General features: G+C 33.5%; 10 protein-coding genes and 1 riboswitch. Of the genes, 1 reads left to right on the top strand and 9 read right to left on the bottom strand.

Annotated elements, in window-relative coordinates; all coding sequences use genetic code 11:
- Positions 1-22: 22 nt before the first annotated feature.
- The 9 genes from AC6FXG_RS04230 to AC6FXG_RS04190 form a co-directional block, all read right to left on the bottom strand.
- On the bottom strand, positions 23-7,588 hold the full coding sequence (locus AC6FXG_RS04230) for a helicase-like domain-containing protein (protein ID WP_500571690.1): 7,566 nt from the start codon (positions 7,586-7,588) through the stop codon (positions 23-25).
- Between the two features lie 68 nt (positions 7,589-7,656).
- Entirely contained in the window at positions 7,657-8,082 is a 426-nt protein-coding gene (locus AC6FXG_RS04225) for a hypothetical protein (RefSeq protein ID WP_099950133.1), read from the bottom strand.
- A gap of 12 nt (positions 8,083-8,094) precedes the next feature.
- Positions 8,095-10,104 carry a DNA topoisomerase 3 gene (locus AC6FXG_RS04220; RefSeq protein WP_500571689.1) on the bottom strand — a complete coding sequence of 670 codons (2,010 nt, stop codon included), beginning with the start codon at positions 10,102-10,104 and terminating at the stop codon, positions 8,095-8,097.
- Positions 10,105-10,427: 323 nt separating this feature from the next.
- Entirely contained in the window at positions 10,428-10,844 is a 417-nt protein-coding gene (locus AC6FXG_RS04215; RefSeq protein ID WP_500571688.1) for a MarR family winged helix-turn-helix transcriptional regulator, read from the bottom strand.
- Between the two features lie 220 nt (positions 10,845-11,064).
- Positions 11,065-12,291 carry a sodium/glutamate symporter gene (gene gltS / locus AC6FXG_RS04210; protein WP_075574074.1) on the bottom strand — a complete coding sequence of 409 codons (1,227 nt, stop codon included), beginning with the start codon at positions 12,289-12,291 and terminating at the stop codon, positions 11,065-11,067.
- A complete protein-coding gene (locus tag AC6FXG_RS04205; protein WP_075574075.1) occupies positions 12,288-12,476 on the bottom strand; it encodes a hypothetical protein in 189 nt (62 codons plus the stop codon). Before AC6FXG_RS04205 ends, gltS begins: the two co-directional genes overlap by 4 nt.
- A 55-nt stretch (positions 12,477-12,531) precedes the next feature.
- A riboswitch (cobalamin riboswitch) is annotated at positions 12,532-12,684 on the bottom strand.
- A gap of 76 nt (positions 12,685-12,760) precedes the next feature.
- Entirely contained in the window at positions 12,761-13,552 is a 792-nt protein-coding gene (locus tag AC6FXG_RS04200) for a TlpA family protein disulfide reductase (RefSeq protein ID WP_083427734.1), read from the bottom strand.
- 19 nt (positions 13,553-13,571) lie between these two features.
- Positions 13,572-14,243 (bottom strand): cytochrome c biogenesis CcdA family protein, encoded by a 672-nt coding sequence (locus AC6FXG_RS04195; RefSeq protein WP_075574077.1) that lies wholly within the window; start codon positions 14,241-14,243, stop codon positions 13,572-13,574.
- Between the two features lie 67 nt (positions 14,244-14,310).
- A complete protein-coding gene (locus AC6FXG_RS04190; RefSeq protein WP_500571687.1) occupies positions 14,311-15,636 on the bottom strand; it encodes an MATE family efflux transporter in 1,326 nt (441 codons plus the stop codon).
- Between the two features lie 283 nt (positions 15,637-15,919).
- Here AC6FXG_RS04190 and AC6FXG_RS04185 point away from each other — a divergent pair, with 283 nt between their 5' ends.
- Complete coding sequence (locus AC6FXG_RS04185; protein WP_500571686.1) at positions 15,920-18,817, top strand: LTA synthase family protein; 2,898 nt, start codon at positions 15,920-15,922, stop codon at positions 18,815-18,817.
- The last annotated feature ends 255 nt before the right edge of the window (positions 18,818-19,072 follow it).

Raw genomic sequence — 19,072 nt, 5'->3', positions numbered from 1 at the left:
TTGCAATAAATAACATTATAAATTAAATAGAAATGTCATCTCTTTCTTGAGTACCTTTATAACTGCTATTTTCTTTTGCTTGTTTGTCATAATCTCTCATCTCTGATACAAAGCTTACACTTTTGATCTTTGGAGTATCTTTAACATTATCGTCCAGATCATTTATATCATATCTGGCTATTACTCCATCATTATCAATGTCTTTTTCTAAAGGATCAAATGCAATTTTTGTATTATAATCTATATATTCTCTAGAGATAATTTTCTCTAAAGTGCCCTTGAAATCCTCAATAGAATTACAATTAATGCTACTTATTATTTGATTGTTAACCTCTTTGTTTATTGACAGAGTATCTATATTGACATACAAGGCAACATCGTTATCATCAATACACTTTTCATCTAATACAACTCTTGCTGGATTATTAAAGGCTTCTGAAGAAGGAGTAATGCCAAGATTTTTTTCAAACAATCTATTAATAGAATCTTCTATATCTATTAATTCTTGTTCATTGTAAACCTTACTATTATCACTTAACATTACCATTATTTGATTTAATCTTTGTTGCTTCTCTCTATATTCATCTTCTCTTAAAAATGGTTGCCCTTGCTTTTCTTTTGCTAATTCTAATGTTTTTTCCATATCTTTTACCTCTTTATTTATTCTATCTAATCTTTCTTCCATTTTGTTTATTAGATTATCTATACGAGTTATATTACCTGCCCCATCAGTTCCTAAATCTACGCTATAATTATACTCGCCCTTGACTGTTGCAATATTAGAAAACAAATTATTTCCAGCTAAGCCATCTTTAGAAATTTTAATGCCAAAGCCTCTATATACTATTTTATTATCTTTTAAGCTATACAAACATTTTTGAAGTTGTTCTGCAGCTTCTTTTCTTCCTTTATAATATACTCCGTTTATACTCAATCCTGAAAAATCATCTGCAAGAGTATTAGTATCTCTTGTTTGTATATCCTTTTTGATTTTATTTATTTTGTCGCTAGCTTCTTCAAAAAAGCTAGGTGCTGTTATGTTTATTATTTTATTCAATTTAATTTGCTCTTGTTGATGGCTTCTTTTAAGCGTTCCAAGTTTTCTAACCTCCATATCAAGTTCAAATTTTTCTTTAATAATAGGATCTCCAGCACATTGAGCTATTGTTTCGCTAGCCTCCATAACTAGAGGATCATCAAATACATCTCTGCTTCCTATTTTATTAGTCATTACCTGTGTAATAAATTTTTGTTTTCTTAATATCATTTGCCACAAATAAGAATCAAATGTTTTCTCTGTAACATATCTGTATATGTCCACCTCATCATTTTTGTTGCCTTGTCTTACAATTCTTCCCATTCGTTGCTCTAAATCTGATGGCCTCCAAGGGCAATCTAAATCGTGCATAGCAACTAAATGATCCTGAACATTAGTTCCAGTTCCCATTTTACTTGTTGATCCCATAAGAACTCGCACTTTTCCACTCCTGACTTTTTCAAACAGTTTATCTTTTTGAGATTCTGTTGAGGCATCGTGGATAAAAGCGATTTCATCTTCTGGAACACCATAATCAATTAACTTATCTTTTATTACCTGATAAATATCAAAATTAGCTCCACCTGGAACTCCTATATCAGAAAACATTAATTGAGTGCCTTTTATATCTGTTGTATCTTTCCATATTTTATAAATATTTTCAGCGCATTTACTTACCTTGCCATCTGGATCATCTTCTGCATTTGGATCGATCATCCTCATATCAAGTCCAGCCTTCCTGGATTCATTGGTTATCACAAGCATATTATCTTTTTTCCTGTCAACAGTACCATTTCTTATTTGCTCTGCCCTTTTGCCTAAACTTTCTATAAAAGCTCTTTGCTCTAAGGATGGCTGAGTAATTACAGTATGAATATTGTGATCTGGGATGTCCAGATCTAAATCATCTTGCATTTTAATATCAGCGACTTCTCTAAAGATTGTTTGTAATTCAGGTAAATTTATATACTTAGATAACCTTGTATTCATTCTAAAACTTGTCCCCTCTGGAGTTAGTTCCATTTCTGAAACAGCCTCAGCAAAGTTGCTTACCCAACCATCAAAACTATGAAAATCTTTTTCTATTAATTTATCGTTTTGAAGATAGGTCTGCATAACATACATCTCAGATATATTATTGCTGATTGGTGTACCTGTCGCAAAAATAACACCTTTATTATTGGTTATCTTATCCATATACCTGCATTTCATTAACAAGTCGCTAGCTCTTTTTGAATTAGATTGTCCGATACCTTGAACATTGTTTAATTTTGTTGGAATGTATAGATTTTTATAATAATGTGCTTCATCAATATACAATCTATCTACTCCCAACTCCTCGAATGTTACTACATCATCCTTATCTTTATCATCATTTAATTTTTCTAATGCTTCAATTTTATTCAATCTGGCCTTCTCTAAATTTTTAATAGTTATTCTGCTGGATTCAGACCTTCCATTTAAATCATTAAGAGCTTTTTCTATATTATCTATTTCAGCAAGCATGAATTCCTGCTGAAATTCTTTACTCATAGGTATTTTTTGAAATTGAGTTTGTCCTATGATTATTGCATCAAAATTCCCAGTAGCAATTTTTGCACAAAACTCTTTTCTATTTGCTGGCGAAAAGTCTTTAGCTGTAGCAACTAATATATTTGCATTTGGATAAAGGTTTAAAAACTCATTTCCTGTTTGATCCGTCAAATGTTTTGGAACAACGATTAGGGACTTATTACAAAGACCCAATCTTTTTGATTCCATAGCACTAGCAATCATTTCAAATGTTTTTCCAGATCCAACTACATGAGCTAGCAATGAATTGCCGCCCTGAATAATTCTGGCAACAGCATTCTTTTGATGCTTCATTAATTGAATATTACTATTCATTTCAGGAAATGTAAGCCAATCTCCATTGTACTCCCTATTAACTTCTGAGTTAAACTTTCTATTATAGATATCAATTAAGTGTTTAGAGCGATCTTCATCTTCCCATATCCAAGTACTAAATTTATCTTTTAAATCCATTTGCTTGTCTTGTATTTCTATGGTTTTTTGATCGTCTATTACCCTCTTTTCTTTTCCTTCGTCATCTATAATAGTTTTGCGTACAACTGCAATTTTACCATTTAGAGTATCTTCAATTAAATTCATACCTTTATACACATCTGTTATTCCGACAGGATCAATAGCATACCAATAATAAGATTTATTAGCTATGTTCCATTCGGTCATTTCTTTGTTGTATGAAATATCTGGCACAAAGTCACCATCATACAGATAGCTAACAAACTCTTTTATATACTCAACTGGTATCCAGTTTGCCCCAAGTTTTACTGTGATGTTTTCAGGACTTAATAATGGTGGCAAGGAAGCTTTTAAAGCTCTTTCATTTATATTTTTATATTTAAAATCAAAAAGCTCCAACGCTTCCATTTTATTTAAAATGTTTCCGCTTAAATATTCATCTTCTGGAACATATTTATCAAGCTGAGGATCAAAATAGATCTTACCATAAAGATCATCTATTACCTCATCTTCTGATTTACTTACTAGGCTGGATATATAATCAAGATCTACTTCTGCTTTAGTATTTAAAGATATTAATAAAGCCTCTTCCAGACTATCGGCTTTAGTTATTTCTGATTTTCCTCTTATTGTTCTTTCAGAAAATATTTTAGCTTTTTCTTTAAATTCTCCTTTTTCATATACTTCTAGAGCTTTTAAGACAGGACTAGAGATATCATCTTCAAATAATTTAATATTTTTATTTTGATTAATTCTTCCATATTCTTTAACAAAGTTATCGTAATCTGCATTCAAATATAGCTGCAAAGACTTAATTTCAGATTCAGACTTGTCATCTAATTGTGCATTTAACAACCTTTGAACATCATCTCTAATTTTTATTAATTGAATAACCCTGTCCTTATCTTTATCACTTTTAAGATCAAGCTTTTCTATACCCTCTGATTTTTTTATATATAATTCATCATTATACAGAGTAATAGAATAAGCTTTTATATCAGCTAAATCAGCTATATTTTCTATAACCTTATTTGAATGACTTTGAGTAGATATAAAAGCTGGAGGAAATGTTGAAACTGCTTCATTTATTCTTGTTCTTATATCTGTATTTAATCCATCATCAACACAAGCTAAAGCTTTCCCAAATTGAGTGGAAATTAATTTTAAATCTCCCAATACATGAGATCTATTGTTTTTAAAGTATTTATTAATTTCCTCGCCTTGTTCTTCATCAAGATCCAGCCAATCTGGTCTATTATCATCAGTAATTTCAATTTTATTTTCTCTCTTTTTTAAAAATATTATATCTGAAGTTACTGATGTTCCAGCATTCTTTGTAAAAGTATTATTTGGAAGTCTTAATGCACCAACCAATTCAGCTCTTTCAGCTAAATATTTACGAACATTATCATCTTTCTTATCCATTGTTCCACTAGATGTTATAAGTGCGACTATTCCGCCTGGCTTTACCTTATCCAATGCTTTTGCAAAAAAATAATCGTGGATTAAAAAATTATTATTTTCATAATCACTGTCATAAATTTTAAAATCGCCAAAAGGAACATTGCCTATGGCGACATCAAAACTATTGTTATTTAAATTTGTATCTTCAATCCCACTTATTATTACATTGCTTTCTGGATATAAAGCCTTGGCTATTCTTCCGCTTAACCCATCTTTTTCAATAGCAGTATATTCTGCATTAATTAAGCTTTTAGGCTTTTTACCTATAAAGCTACCTATGCCAGCAGATGGTTCTAATATTTTAAAATCTCTAGTGCCTCTAACATTCATTTTATCTAAAGCTCCATACATACCATCAATTACCTTTGCTGGTGTATAAAAAGCTGTTAAAGATGATTCTCTTGCACTTTTATATTCTTCATCACTTAGCAAACTTCTAAGCTCATTGTTATATTTATTATCTTCTTTGAATACACTGGGCAGTCCTCCCCAGCCAACATACTTAGATAATATTTCCTTTTCTTCTATTGTGGCATTTCTTTGTTCTTCTTCTATTATATTTAATATTTTTAGAGCATTAAGATTATTTTGTATTCTTTGAGATTCTGTTCCTTCTCCCAAATTATCATCATTAATTTCGTAATTTTTAGAAGATGTAACTTCTGTCTTTTTTTCATACAAGGACACAATTGGTCTTATGCTTTCTTTTATCGATTCAAAATCTCTAAAATTAATATCTTGTAAAGTCCCAATGAGATCCATATTTGAATTTAACAAATAATATTTGGCAATTCCATAGTTTCTTGCTATCAAATAATATTCATTGTTTTCTAATTTTATAGAATTCAGTAGATCTATATTTGGCAGACCTTCCTTATACAGAGAATAAGTTCCAGCACTATATTGTTCGTAACAATTTTCTATGGCTTGCTTATGCTTTGATTGAAGGTTTTTAATTGTTTTTTTAAAGGTATTTATAGAATAATTATCTAGGTCTTGCCAATCGTCAAACTTTTTTATTTGATAATCAAAATATTTTAAACCATCATATTTGATACTTAAATATGCTATATCTTCTTCGCCTTTAATTAACCTAATATCATTGTTGTTATTTTGATATTTAATTTTGAAATTATCACCATAGACCTTATTATCATACTGTATTGCGGCTTTTGGAAAAATTAATCCCATACCAGAGTTTGTGTTTTCTTCGTCAACTCTTTCTAGTTGTGAATTTACAATAATTCTATTATAAGAACCATCTAATAATAGATAATATTCACGAGTGCCTTTCTCATCTTCAATAGATACTCTGTCTTCGATTCCGTATTTTACATCATCTATAAATACATTCTTTGAATTAAATTCTATTCCGCCTTTTGAATGTATTATATTAAAAAGGTTTTTATCATCTTTAATTTCGTTTATATTTTCAACGATATAATTAATTATATCTGAATTGGAACTATTGATATCTGCCTGATTCATTGCAATTGGCAAGCCTTTATTGACCAATCTACTTCTTAGCACATCATCTCTTTGAATAGCTTGTTGCATATTTAACTTTATAGAATCAGGATCTTCTGTTTGATACTTATCAAGCTCCCAAGCTTTTCTAAATAATCTAACAATAAGATCTTCTCTTTTTACAATGCCAGAGCTTTCAATATTGTGTTTATCAAATATATTTTCTAAACCTTTATAAATTTCTGACTGCACAAATTCCTGCTGTGGAGTTAAAACTTTACTTACAGCTTCATCTGCTTCATCAGCTTCTTCAATTTCCTCTAATTCCATAATATCAGGCTCATCTGAAGGCACATTATTCAACTCTACATACGTGTTTTCTTCAAGCTCCTCATCATCTTTAATCTCTTCATAAACCTCTTCTACATTTAAATTTTCATCTAAATTATCTTTTGAGGATTCTTCCATTGATCTTAGATTAATATTATCGTCTATAAAAATTCTAAACTCTGTTTCAACTTCTTGTTTGAATTTATTAACAGAATCTATTGACTTCATATCATCTGGGAGATTTTGATCTTTAGATATCTGTCTAATAGCGTTTGCATATTCCATTTGAAAAATGCCATTAAAGCTTGCCAAGGTATCGGTTCCTAAAACTTCTCTCGCTTTGATGATTTCATTTATTAAATCCTCGTTATTTTTTAATTTGTCTAATATCCCTTCTTTTAACCTAGGATCATTTATTGATTCATATCTGTTTTCTTCAGGAATATCAATAGCATTGTTTTTTTGTATAGTGTTATTAAAATTCTTTAATTTTTCTAGTTGATTTTCATTAGCGTGAATCTCTAAACCATCTATTGATAATATTTTTTCTTTAAATAAATATGCAACTGTATCTTCTATGCTTTCTTGTCTTTGGGAGTTTATATCTGCTATTAAATCTTCTAAAGATACATTTTTTCTTCTTTCTACCCCTAGATCTTTCAAATCTTCTATAACCTGAGTTAATATATTTGAAGAAGCTTTAAACACAAAAGACAATAGATTTATATCCATACTGGATATTTTCTCTAAATCAGCATTATTAGAAAAACCCATTCTTTTATTCAAAAGATACTCCGTAACATTTGTTATGGGTTCTCTTAAAGTGTCTGGTATAAAGTCAATCCTGCTTAATAGTTTTACATATTCAGCTGCAAGATCTTTATTGTCTTTACAGCTCAGCAAATCGAGTAACTTATTATAATCATTTGTAGTATCATTATTTAAAGACCAAACCAAGTTTTGGATTTCTCCTTCATATACTTCCTCAATTTGGTTAATATCATATAGTCTATTTATACTTCCGTCACTATTTGTTACTTCAATATAATTATTTACTTCATCGTCTTTAAGCTCTAAGTGCATATTATTTTTCCAAAAATCAGCACTAGCAAGTGCCATTATGTCGCTCTCTACTTGATCATATATTTCCATTTGATTATATAAGCTATACTTTTGTGTATAAGCCATAATATCTAAAAACTTTTCAAGATTTGTTTTGTTTTTAAATATTTCTATTGCTTTTTGAACATATTCAGATCTTTTCATTTTTACCTCCTAAAATTTATAAAATAAAAAAGGGTTATGTTTAAAACACAACCCTTAATCTCCAGTCCTTACAATTCTATTCTATATGTTAAATTGCCTCTTTCTGATTGATTAAATTCTAAAACATATTTTCTTTGCTTAATCAATTCAGAATATTCCATTATTGTTCTGCCAAGCTCCTCATATGAATTGAAATATATATCTAAATCAAATGGCTTAAGAAGCATTCTTATAATACTCATAGCTATTTTTCTTTGCTTGCCACCAATAATTACCTGGTTATAAAATATATTCTCGTTAATATCATCATTTATCTGTGAAATACTATCATCTATTTTAAACCATATATAAATCATTGGTTCACCCTTTTTACTTGATTTTAAGCATATATCTTTGACTTCTACTACATACTTCCCAAATGGCGGTCTGTCTGTAGAATTATCTACTTCATACATTTCATCAAATTTTTGCCATTGTCTAATTTGCTTTTCCATTAACTCCTCCTATTAATCAAATCTCATTTTAAAGTTTATATACTGCCCAGTATCCTCAAGGCTTACATTTGCAGGATAATGACTGCCTGTTTTTGCTGACTTAAAACCTTCAATTCTTACTTCACCTTTTTCAAGGATCTCTTTTAGAATTTCGTCTGTCAATTTTTTACCTTTATTGTTCCACCATATATTATCTTTATAAATTTTCCAGCCACAATCATTATCGCATACATACGCTTTGCCACGAAGAACAATATTTCCCTCTTTGCACCTTGTGCATTTTCCTATTACTTTTTCTTCCATTTTAAATTTCACCTCCTCTTGATTGCTTAATATTTTATTAATTAAATCTTTAATTTCTTCCATAAATTCTCTCTCACTCAATCTGCCATTAGCTATTAAGGTAAGTTTATTTTCCCAATCAGCTGTTAGTTTTGGTGATTTAATAAAATCTGGTAGCAACTTGTCTATGTTCTCTCCAACTTCTGTTGATATTAAATTTTTCTTATTTCTTTCTATATAGTTCAATTTAATAAGTTTCTCTATAATTGAGGCTCTTGTAGCTGGAGTTCCTATGCCTTCTTTTTCTGTATCAAGGCTATCGTCTAGATCTTCATTTCCAGCTCGTTCCATAGCAGACAGGAGAGTATCTTCAGTATAATATTTTGGCGGAGATGTCATTCCTGTTTTGATTTCAGGCAAGAATTCAAATTCTTCACCTTCATTAATTGATATAAAGTTGTTTGCCTCTATACTTTTTTGAAAAAAGTTGTTTTCATATTCTCTAAACCCAAACTCTTTAATAGAAGATTGATTTGCTTTTAAAACTAAGTCATCTACTTTAAATTCATATGATTCTTTTATATCAACACCATCTTTTAGCATAGATGATATAAATCTCATTTTTATTAAATTATATATTTTGTTTTCTTCTTCAGTTCTATTATTAGATGATAAAGAATTAAGCGTTGGTATGATTGCGTGGTGATCGTTAACATTTGCATTATTAACTATTTTAGCAACATTATAATCTTGTTTATCTATTTTATTAGCAAGCTCCAAAACACTATTGATCATATCTTCTGTTACATACCTGCTATCTGTTCTTGGATATGTTACTTGCTTATTTTCGTACAATTTTTGTGTAATATCTAATGTTTTTTTAGATGTTAATCCGTAATACCTATTAGCTTCTCTTTGAAGTGTGGTTAGATCATAAGGTAGTGGTGATTTGGTCTTTTTTTCTACAACATTACTTTTCACACACTTCATTTTATTTGTTTTTAAATTATTTATTTCTTTAAAAGCTTCATCTTTTGTTTCATACCTATCACTTTCAACAACTAAATCTTGTATTTTAGAAAAAATTACATAAAATTCTTGAGGTTTAAAATTTTTGATATTATTTGTTCGCTCCACAATCATACTTAAGGTTGGGGTCATCACCCTACCAACAGAGATTAAGGAGTTCAAATAATCTCTATATTTTAATGAATAAAACCTTGTAGCATTAATGCCAATTAACCAATCAGCTTTTGCTCTGGCAAAGGCTGATATATATAAATTATCATAATCTGCTCCAGGTCTTAAATTGTTAAAGCCATTACTGATTGATTCATCTTCCAGAGAGCTGATCCACAGCCTTTTTATTGGTTTTTTACAATTTACTTTATCGTAAAGCAATCTAAATATTAACTCTCCTTCACGTCCTGCGTCTGTTGCACAAATTACCTCATTAACCTTGCTGTCATTAAGCAAAGACTTGACTATATTAAATTGTTTTTTAGTGCCACTAGAAACAACAGTTTTGTATTGATTAGGTATGATAGGCAAGTCTGACAAATTCCATTTTTCATATTTTGGATCGTATGCATTTGCAAATGCTAATTCTACCAAGTGTCCAACACACCAAGATACAATATAATCGCCTCCTTCAAAATATCCATTACATTTTTTATTTGCACCAATTACCTTTGCAATAGAACTTGCAACACTAGGTTTTTCTGCAATTACTAATTTCATATTACCTCCTTATCTTTAATGTAAATTTCCATAAAAAAAGAGAGGTTAAAAACCTCTCAAATATTTTCATAACTACAAAATAGCTACAAACTTAATTTTTAATGTTGTAAACACTCTATTTAATGCCATCTCAAGATATTATAGCTTTATATAACATATAAAAAGGCATAGTCCACCAAAAATAACAAGAAAAGATTAATTTCCCTGCCATCTATTAAAGGCAAATAAAAAAGGACCTTTCCGGTCCTTATAAATATTTTAATAATAAAGTTTTTTAATTTTTAAAATTTTAAAATAGTTTCTACGAGCATTTTATTTTAATACTAAGCTTGCTCATACTTAGCAATAAGTTTTTTAAGAGTTTGAATTTCCTCTGGACTATATACTTGAAGCTCTTCTTCATACATTTCAAGTACCTTAGGATATGCCCTTTCGATTACATCCCTACCAAAGTCTGTAAGTGATAATAAATTTTTTCTTCTGTCTTCGTCGTCTAAGCGTCTTGAAATTAATTTATGTTTTTCAAGGTTTTTGATGACCAATGATATTGCAGCGTTTGAATCCAAAATTTCTTCTTGAGGCTCGTTAACTGCCAATTCTCCATTATTGTGTAGGGCTTCCAGGACAAAATACTGGCTAAGCGTAACACCGAAGCGTTTAGCAATGACTTCAATCTTAGAGTCAATGTGTGCAATCATATGGTGCATACTGACGACGGTTTTGGTAATTTCTTCGTTCATAAATACACCCCCTCCGATGAATAACTTCATACCCCATTTAAGAAGCATTAAAACAAAAAACTCTTATTAATTTATTTTATTTTTTATTTTTTTATAAAAATTTTATTTTACAACAAAATTTCCAATAAAAAATAACGGGCCATAAGCCCGTTATTAAAATTAAAATATTTTATTTTCCTGCTTTTTCATCTTCACCATTAAATTTTATAAACTTCTATTCCTATAAAAAATTTATAAATAAAGTGATGATTATTGAGTTTGTAATATCAATTGCAAACGCTCCTACAAGTGGCAAGACCAAATAGGCCATAGGGGCCGGGCCGTGATGTTCTATAATGGAGTCCATATTGGCAAGCGCATTGTATGTTGCTCCTAAAGAAAAACCGCAAAGACCACTTGATAAAACAGCCGCTTCATAGTTTCTTCCCATAAAATAAAAGTTTACATAATATGCGTAAAGGAAAATGAATATAGTCTGAGCAATCATAATCACAACCAAGTCAAGAGCTGCATCTTTTAATTGCATCAGGTCGATGTCTATAAGGGCCAGGCATAGAAAAATATTTAAAGCTATATTTCCAGCCAAAGTAGCCGCCCTAATATTAACAGAAAATCCATTCACCTTTCCAATTGTATTAACATAAATCATAGCTATAATCATCGATGTAACATATGATGGCAGGTTTAACTGAACTCCCATAATGCTGACATTTTCTTTAATCAACCTTTGAAGTATTACACCTATACCAACAGAAACAAATATTAAACCTAGGACTTTTATAAAATCATCAGCCACTAGAGGTTTTGTTTGTTGACCATCAGCTTTTATGTCAAAGGTCTTTTTGGGTTCCTTAGTCTTATCAAAATTAGGTGTTGAAAGTTTTTTATTTTTAATAAGAAGTTCTGCAACTGGCCCTCCCGTTAGAGCAGATGCTGCCGATCCAATTGTAGCCATTGCAAAACCAATAGTCTTTGCATTTAGTAAGCCTTTTTCCATGTACATATCATTCCATGCACCAACTGTTCCAAAACCACCAAGAAGCGATGTAGATCCCATCATTAGACCCATAACTTTATCTCCTGAAATTAATTGTGCAAGGCTAATTCCCAAAAAGTTTTGTAAAAGAATGACTCCTATGGATATAAGCCAAAAGAGCAAAAAGTTTCTGCCCCCAATTTTTAACATTTTCACATCTGCGCTTACACCTATAGCTGTAAAAAAGACCATCATAAAAGGCATCTGCAAAGTTTGATCAAAGACTATCGTACATACCCCATTTACCTGCAAAATAAGTCTAATAATTGAAAATACAAAGCCTCCTACAACTGGTGCTGGTATAAAAAATTTTCTTAAAGTTTTGCTGATTCTAAGAAAAAATCTTCCCAGATAATAAACCATAATTGCAAGCCCAACTGTCTGAATCATGTCAAAATGCAAGGTAATCATAGGCCTTCACCTGCAAATAAGTTAGTGTAAATTCCCACAATTGCCAAGCGATTTAAAAATGCTAATTTTAAACCGCATGCCTCATTCGAGCCCTGCCCTAAAACACGGTGACCTGTGCATAAAAATGGTGGACAAACTCTTTTCTGGGTACACAAAAATACCCAGCCCCCTGTTAAATTGTACATAAAAAATCCTCCTAAAATTTATAGAGGAAGCTAAAAATAAACTTCTCTATCTTTCGTAAAGAAATTTGACTTGACAGGTATCCTGACTCTTTGCCTCAATCAGTTGCAACCCTTCCCTATAAGTGAGTTGCAGCCTCGGCTTTAACAGTGGCGAAGACCGTGTGGTTTAATCCAGCTTCCCTGTTTGGCCAAGCCATATTCAATTGCTATAATTATAGCATATATAAAATAATAATCAACTAAAAAATAACGGGCCTTGAGCCCGTTATTGATAGAAAAATATTCTATTTTCCTGCCTTTTCATCTTCGCCTTGTTGCCAAACTTCTTGAAGTTTGTCTGGATCTGGCATTGGGTTGCCAGCATTTAATTCATCAGCAACAAAGTTTAGAACCTTGTCATTCCAAGCACCGAACAATTGGCCTACGATCTTTCCGTCCTTGATGTAATAATTGCTTGGGAAAGATCCAATATTATAAGCCTTATTAACATCCCCGCTTTCATCCGAAAATACTGGTAGGTCGATCTGTTGGCCTTCAATCAATGTCTTAACTGCAGAAGCTTTTTCGCCTGAGTCAATGAGTACTACCTTGATGTCGTCGCGTTTATTGAGTTCAACTAGGTCAGGCATTTCTTTGATGCAGTATGAGCACCAAGTTTGGAAGAAGTTTAATTGGACCAATTCGCCTGAAGCTAGGATTTGGTCAAGCTTAACTTCCTTGCCTTCATCGATTGTCTTAACTGTAAAGTCTACTGGAGCTCCTCCCATTTCAGCTTTGTCAGCATGTTCGAGTTCTGTGAATTCTTCGCTATAAGCATTCTTGGTTGTTTCGATATACTTTGTGCGAGCTGCCATGCGTTCTTCTTGTTCTTTTTTCTTTTGTTCTTCAGTTTTTTCGTCTTTCTTTTCTTTCTTGTCTTCTTTAGATTCTTCTTTCTTGTCGTCTTTCTTTTCTTCTGTCTTTGTTTCTGTTTGTTCTACAGGTTTTTCTTCCTTAGGTGCGTCTTTAGAGCAAGCTGTAAAGACCATGGCTCCTGCGAGCATTAGTGCGATAATAATTGTGTGTAATCTTTTCATAATACTTCTCCTTTTGTTTTTAAATTCCAAATAGTAAACCTAGTTTATCAAAGACCATAAAACCGCCAAAAATAATTAGGATTGCTCCTGCAATCTTTGGCATAACTTTGATAACTTTTTCATATTTTTTAAGTCCTCTCATAAGGGCTGGCGCGAAAAATCCTGCTAAAATAAATGGCACGCCGAGACCAATTGAGTAAGACAATAACAAGGTTGCTGCCTTCCATACTGTGGCTTTTGTTGCGGCGAACATCATAATTGATCCCAGGATTGGTGCTGCGCATGGGCCCATGCCAAATACAAAGACCATGCCCATCAAAAAGCTGGACCAAAATCCACCTGCGTCTTTCATTCTTCTGTTGCCACCGATTTGCGGAAGTTTAAAAAGACCAAGCATTGCCAATCCAAATAAAATAATAACAACTCCGCCAATTCTTTGTAGAAGCAATTTGTTGGACTGCATAAAGCTGCCAAGTGCGGTTGCCGTCATTCCCAAGGCTACAAATACAACTGTAAAGCCTAGGACAAAGGCCACGCTCCTGACAAGGGTCTTCTTCCAGTTGCTACCAATTTCATCAACATCCATGGCCCCGGTTAGATACATGAGATAAACAGGTATCATAGGTAGGACGCAGGGGCTGATAAAGGAAACAAAGCCTGCCGAAAAACCTCCAAATAAAGATAAATCCATTCTATACCTCCTTATAAGCAATAGGATTATTACTCACTTAATTTATTTACCCATTTTTAATTTTTTTCTAAACATTTTTCTTAATTTGTTTTTTTTGGGCAACTTTTAAAGGCCTTATTATTTCGTGCCTGATAAAATAAAGGGATACAATTGCCGTCAAAGCCTCCGCACATGTGAGGACCGACCATATAAAGGGCCCTCCTATAAAGTTTTCGTATATAAGCATCAAAATTGTAATTGAAATCGGCGTCCGCAAAAGCGACATCCAAATGGCGTACTTGGACCTGCCAAGGCTGGCAAAAACCGTAATCATAATTACATTGAGTCCGGTAAAAAAATACGAATAGGAATAGACCGACAGGGCCTGGGATGTTTTTTGGGTGAGTTTGGTCCCCTCTTCCAAAAATAAATTTACCATGGAGTCTCCAAAAAATATTATGAGGACCTTAAAGGCCAGGGCGATTGATAAAACAAAGGCAAAGCCTCCCGACAGGGACTTCAATATTTTTTTGTAGTCTTTGCGCCCATAGTCGACTGCAAAAAGCGGAGCCAAACCCTGGGCCACGCCCGTCATTGCAACCTGGGCAAAGATCGATATATAGGAGATGGCCGCATAAATTATAAGGCCTTCTGGGCCAACCATTTTTAAAATCGTCCTGTTAAATAAAAATACCGTGTAGCCAATGGCAATCTCGCTGATGGCATCACCCATACCCAAGGGCAGGATTTTCTTTAGCATTTTAAAATCATAGGACTTGACAAATTTGAGCCTGCCCTTGCGGTTAAAGAAATGCGAAAACATCATTCCAGAGCTTACAAGCTGGGCAAGGCCCGTTGCAAGTCCTGCCCCGTAAACGCCCATATCAAATTTTACAATAAATAAATAATCCAAAACAATATTGGAAACGGCCGCCACAAAAACGGAAAAAGCCGTTATCATTGGAAAGCCATCGAGCTTGACCATGACCTCGAATTGGTAAGTAGTCATAAAAAACAAGGCAAAGGGCAAGATTACGGATAGATAATCCTTGACGTAGACATAAGTCTCCTCGGTTGCTCCAATTAGACAAATAATTTTCTCCATAAAAATAAAAATGATGGCTATATAAGAAAGGCCAATTATTATTAGGGATAAAACCGCCGTGGAAAATATTTGATTGGCCCTCTTTAAATCTCCAGCTCCCAAACTGTAGCCAACCTTTGCCTGGGTGCCAATGCTAAGCAAGATGCCAATGGCAAAAAATGTCGTGACCACCGGCATGGCAATGTTTACTGCTGCAAATTCAATTTCTCCAACATAGTTGGCAACAAAAAATCCGTCCACCATAGTGTAGAGGGCGTAAACCCACATGGAGAAAACTGACGGCAGGGTAAACTTAAAAAATCTTTTCATAATAACCTCTTCTTTTCAGTAATGTGTATATATATCCTATCCTTATATTATAGCCTTGAAAATCCTTATTTGCAAATTTTATCATTTATGCGGTCATTTTGAATTTGCAAACGCAATTTTTATTTCTGTTTTCCTCGCCTTTAAATTTGAATTTGCAAATGCTATTTTTGTTTGCTTTTCTCTGGCTTCTCATTTTGAATTCTTAAGCGCTATTTTCTTTTTAAAGTCTTCTTATAATTGTAAAAGGTATGTAAAAATGGTATAATTATCGCGGAGGTTTTTTATGCAGTACTTTTTATTGTTAACTTTTAAATTAATAGTTTTTATGATTTTAACTGAGGTCAGCTACGCTCCATGGCTTGCTTTTGCAATTGACATGGTCTTTGTTAGCTTGCTCTCATTTTTATTTTTTAGGAAAGAAAAATGGGCCAAACGGACCAGCTCCGCTATTTATTGGCTGATCACCGCCATTCTCGTGGTGGATACAGCCTATTACTTTTACTTCGGCAGGCTGCCAGTGGCCAAAGAACTTTCGCACGCAGGCAATGTGGGCGACGTTACAGATGCCCTTGGTCTTGTTTTAAAGCCGGCTCTGCTCTTGTACTTTGTAGACCTGCCCATCAATCTTTTTAAATGGATATCTAAAAACAAAAAATCCATCAAGAGATTTTTTGTAAATTTTGGCAGAGTCATCAAAAGGACTTATCTTGATTTTATTGGCAACACCAAGAGGATTTTCAGATCTTTTAATATAAAAAATCCTAACAGGGACTTAACAAGCGGCTATAGATTTTTAACCGTTTGCCTGGCAATATTTATTATATTGATTTTTGTGGGTGCTCCCTTTATGAAGGGGTCCTCCCACCAATCGCTCTTTGCCTACCACACTATGGACCTAGCAGGTGCCATTGAAGAAAAACCGATGGATATTACTGAGTCGGATATTACAGATGTTATAGAAACAGAATCCCACGATAACGAACTCACAGGTGTGGGTGAGGGGAAAAATTTAATTATTATTCAAGTTGAATCTTTAAACAATTTTGTTATTAATAGAAAATACAAAGACCAGGAGGTTACTCCAAACTTAAACGCTCTGGTAAATAGTCCGGGGTCTATATACGCCAGCGACTACTATGAAGTCCTGGGCGCAGGCAACACATCTGATGCTGAGTTTGTAAGCCTTCACTCCATGTATCCATCCATGAAAAATCCTTCCTACGAGGTTTATCTGGATACCTATCTATACGGTCTGCCAAAAATTTTAAAGGACCACGGCTACAATCCCCTTGCCCTCCACGGCTACAGGAGAGATTTTTGGATTAGAGACAGGGCCTATCCCCACATTGGCTTTGAAAAATTTTACGCAGAGGACAATTATGAGCTTGATGAAGTTATCGGCATGGGCCTGGGTGACAAGTCATTTCTAAAGCAATCTATCTCAAAGATTGAAAATGAAAAGAGCCCCTTCTTTGCATTCTTGGTAACCCTTACCAGCCATGTGCCTTATGATATGCCAGTGGAAGAACAAAAGCTAGCAATGGATGAAGAGGATTCAAAAAACATTTTTGGCAAATATCTTCAAGCCGTCCACTATACTGACGCGGCCATTGGAGAATTTATAGAAGGCCTTAAAGCCAAGGGCCTATATGACAATTCTATTATTGCAATCTACGGTGACCACCATGGTTTTACAGGCATGGATAAGGAAGCTAACGCAAGAATTGAAGAGTTCACTGGTCTTGACTTTGACTTTGATACACTTTTAAATATTCCACTCATAATTCATGTGGGTGGCCAAGACTTTAAATACCAAGTTGACGGTGTCCGTAGCCAAATCGACCTGGCACCTACACTTTTAAATCTCATGGGCATCGACTATTCCAAATATATCTTTATGGGCCAAGACATCATGAGTGAAAACCACTATGCAACCCTCTTCCCCCAAGCCTATATGCTCAAGGGCTCATTTATAAATGATGATTACATCTTTAATATGAAAAGAGATGGAATCTTTGAAAACGGCAAGCTAAAAAACCGCCACACCAGAGAGTTCGAAGATGTATCTGCAGCCAAATCCCTTCACCAAGAAGGCATCAGGCGGATAAATATGTCGAAAACAATTCTGGAAAACGACCTAATCAAGCAAATGATGAGTGGAGAAAATCTTGACCACATCGAAAGCGACAAGCAAAAACTTAAAAACGCAATCGAAGTCAAAGACTCCTACCAACTTCTAAGAGCTTATGAAGCTGGCTTTGATACCTTCAAAATCAATCTATACAAAACAGAAGACGATTATTATGTAAGTCGCGAAGACGCAGGAAACTTCAAGCTAAATGAAATTGGAGGCAATGTCATAAGCCTGGGCGATATTGTAAGCAGGTACACAGACCTAAACTTTATTGTCAAAGTCGAGAACATTCCTGAGTTTGCAAACAGGGTTAGACAAATCCCTGGCCTGCAAAAAAATATTATTATAGAAGTGGACAATCTAGAAGACTACGGCAAGATTTCCGCCAAGCAAAACGGATACAAAATTATGTTTACACAAGGAGACATAGAGCCCAACAAACTCATAAGCATGAGCGAGCTGAACTCAGATCTAATCTTTTACAACAACCCTTATCCAGAGCTTGAGCAAATCACCTACTTCCCATTTAGCCAACAAGTCTCCCACCAAAATGTCATCTTCACCTACGACCAAGCAGACATTAAAAAGGTCAGAGACTTTGATGTCAACTACGAAATTAATATCTTAGATATAATAAAACGCAAGTCTCCATATACTTTGGAAGAGCTATTAAAACGCGAGGACAAAACCCCAATTATGGTCGATTTCGAATACGATATCTTTGATGGCAAGGCCTTTGTATCCGGCATTTTTAAAGAAGACGGATCCAAATTTACCCTGGCAGACCTGGACGAACTTCTAAAAGCCAATAAAAATCTCAATATAGCAATTGGTTCATCCATAAATCTCTATGAGATCTACAGCTCAGTTGCTGCATCTCATACAGATTTAACCAGGATAATCCCCACCACCGACCAAGCCTGGGCCCTCATGCACCCAGCCAAACTCGGCTACAAAGACTCAGCCTATATAGGCGACGGGTCTGTCGAATCCTTTGAGATCATCAAACTCTACAAGTCCTCAAAGGCAAATATAATCGAGAAGTAAAAATGAATTAAAGATTAAAATGAAATTTAAAAGGAACTCAATCGAGAGTTCCTTTTTTGATATTTCTGGTCAAATTTGCGACATTCTTGGGAAATTGATATTGCATCAAACATTATTTTGCTACATTTACATCTGCAGAAGATTTTTTCTTTTGGGCGTGACTTTTCGGTCCACATAAAGTGGACCCTACAACCGCAAAGCGACATTTAATAGATGCCATTGATATAAAAATTATTACATAAAAATAAAGAGTGC

This window comes from Ezakiella massiliensis, assembly GCF_059862345.1.
The sequence above is the reverse complement of the archived record's forward strand: the minus strand, read 5'-3'. Positions and strand labels throughout refer to the sequence as shown.

Excerpts from the sequence above, each read along its gene's own strand:
- AC6FXG_RS04230 (WP_500571690.1), bottom strand. The coding sequence starts at position 7,588 with ATGAAAAGATCTGAATATGTTCAAAAAGCAATAGAAATATTTAAAAAC.
- AC6FXG_RS04225 (WP_099950133.1), bottom strand. The coding sequence starts at position 8,082 with ATGGAAAAGCAAATTAGACAATGGCAAAAATTTGATGAAATGTATGAA.
- AC6FXG_RS04220 (WP_500571689.1), bottom strand. The coding sequence starts at position 10,104 with ATGAAATTAGTAATTGCAGAAAAACCTAGTGTTGCAAGTTCTATTGCA.
- AC6FXG_RS04215 (WP_500571688.1), bottom strand. The coding sequence starts at position 10,844 with ATGAACGAAGAAATTACCAAAACCGTCGTCAGTATGCACCATATGATT.
- gltS (WP_075574074.1), bottom strand. The coding sequence starts at position 12,291 with ATGATTACCTTGCATTTTGACATGATTCAGACAGTTGGGCTTGCAATT.
- AC6FXG_RS04205 (WP_075574075.1), bottom strand. The coding sequence starts at position 12,476 with ATGTACAATTTAACAGGGGGCTGGGTATTTTTGTGTACCCAGAAAAGA.
- AC6FXG_RS04200 (WP_083427734.1), bottom strand. The coding sequence starts at position 13,552 with ATGAAAAGATTACACACAATTATTATCGCACTAATGCTCGCAGGAGCC.
- AC6FXG_RS04195 (WP_075574077.1), bottom strand. The coding sequence starts at position 14,243 with ATGGATTTATCTTTATTTGGAGGTTTTTCGGCAGGCTTTGTTTCCTTT.
- AC6FXG_RS04190 (WP_500571687.1), bottom strand. The coding sequence starts at position 15,636 with ATGAAAAGATTTTTTAAGTTTACCCTGCCGTCAGTTTTCTCCATGTGG.
- AC6FXG_RS04185 (WP_500571686.1), top strand. The coding sequence starts at position 15,920 with ATGCAGTACTTTTTATTGTTAACTTTTAAATTAATAGTTTTTATGATT.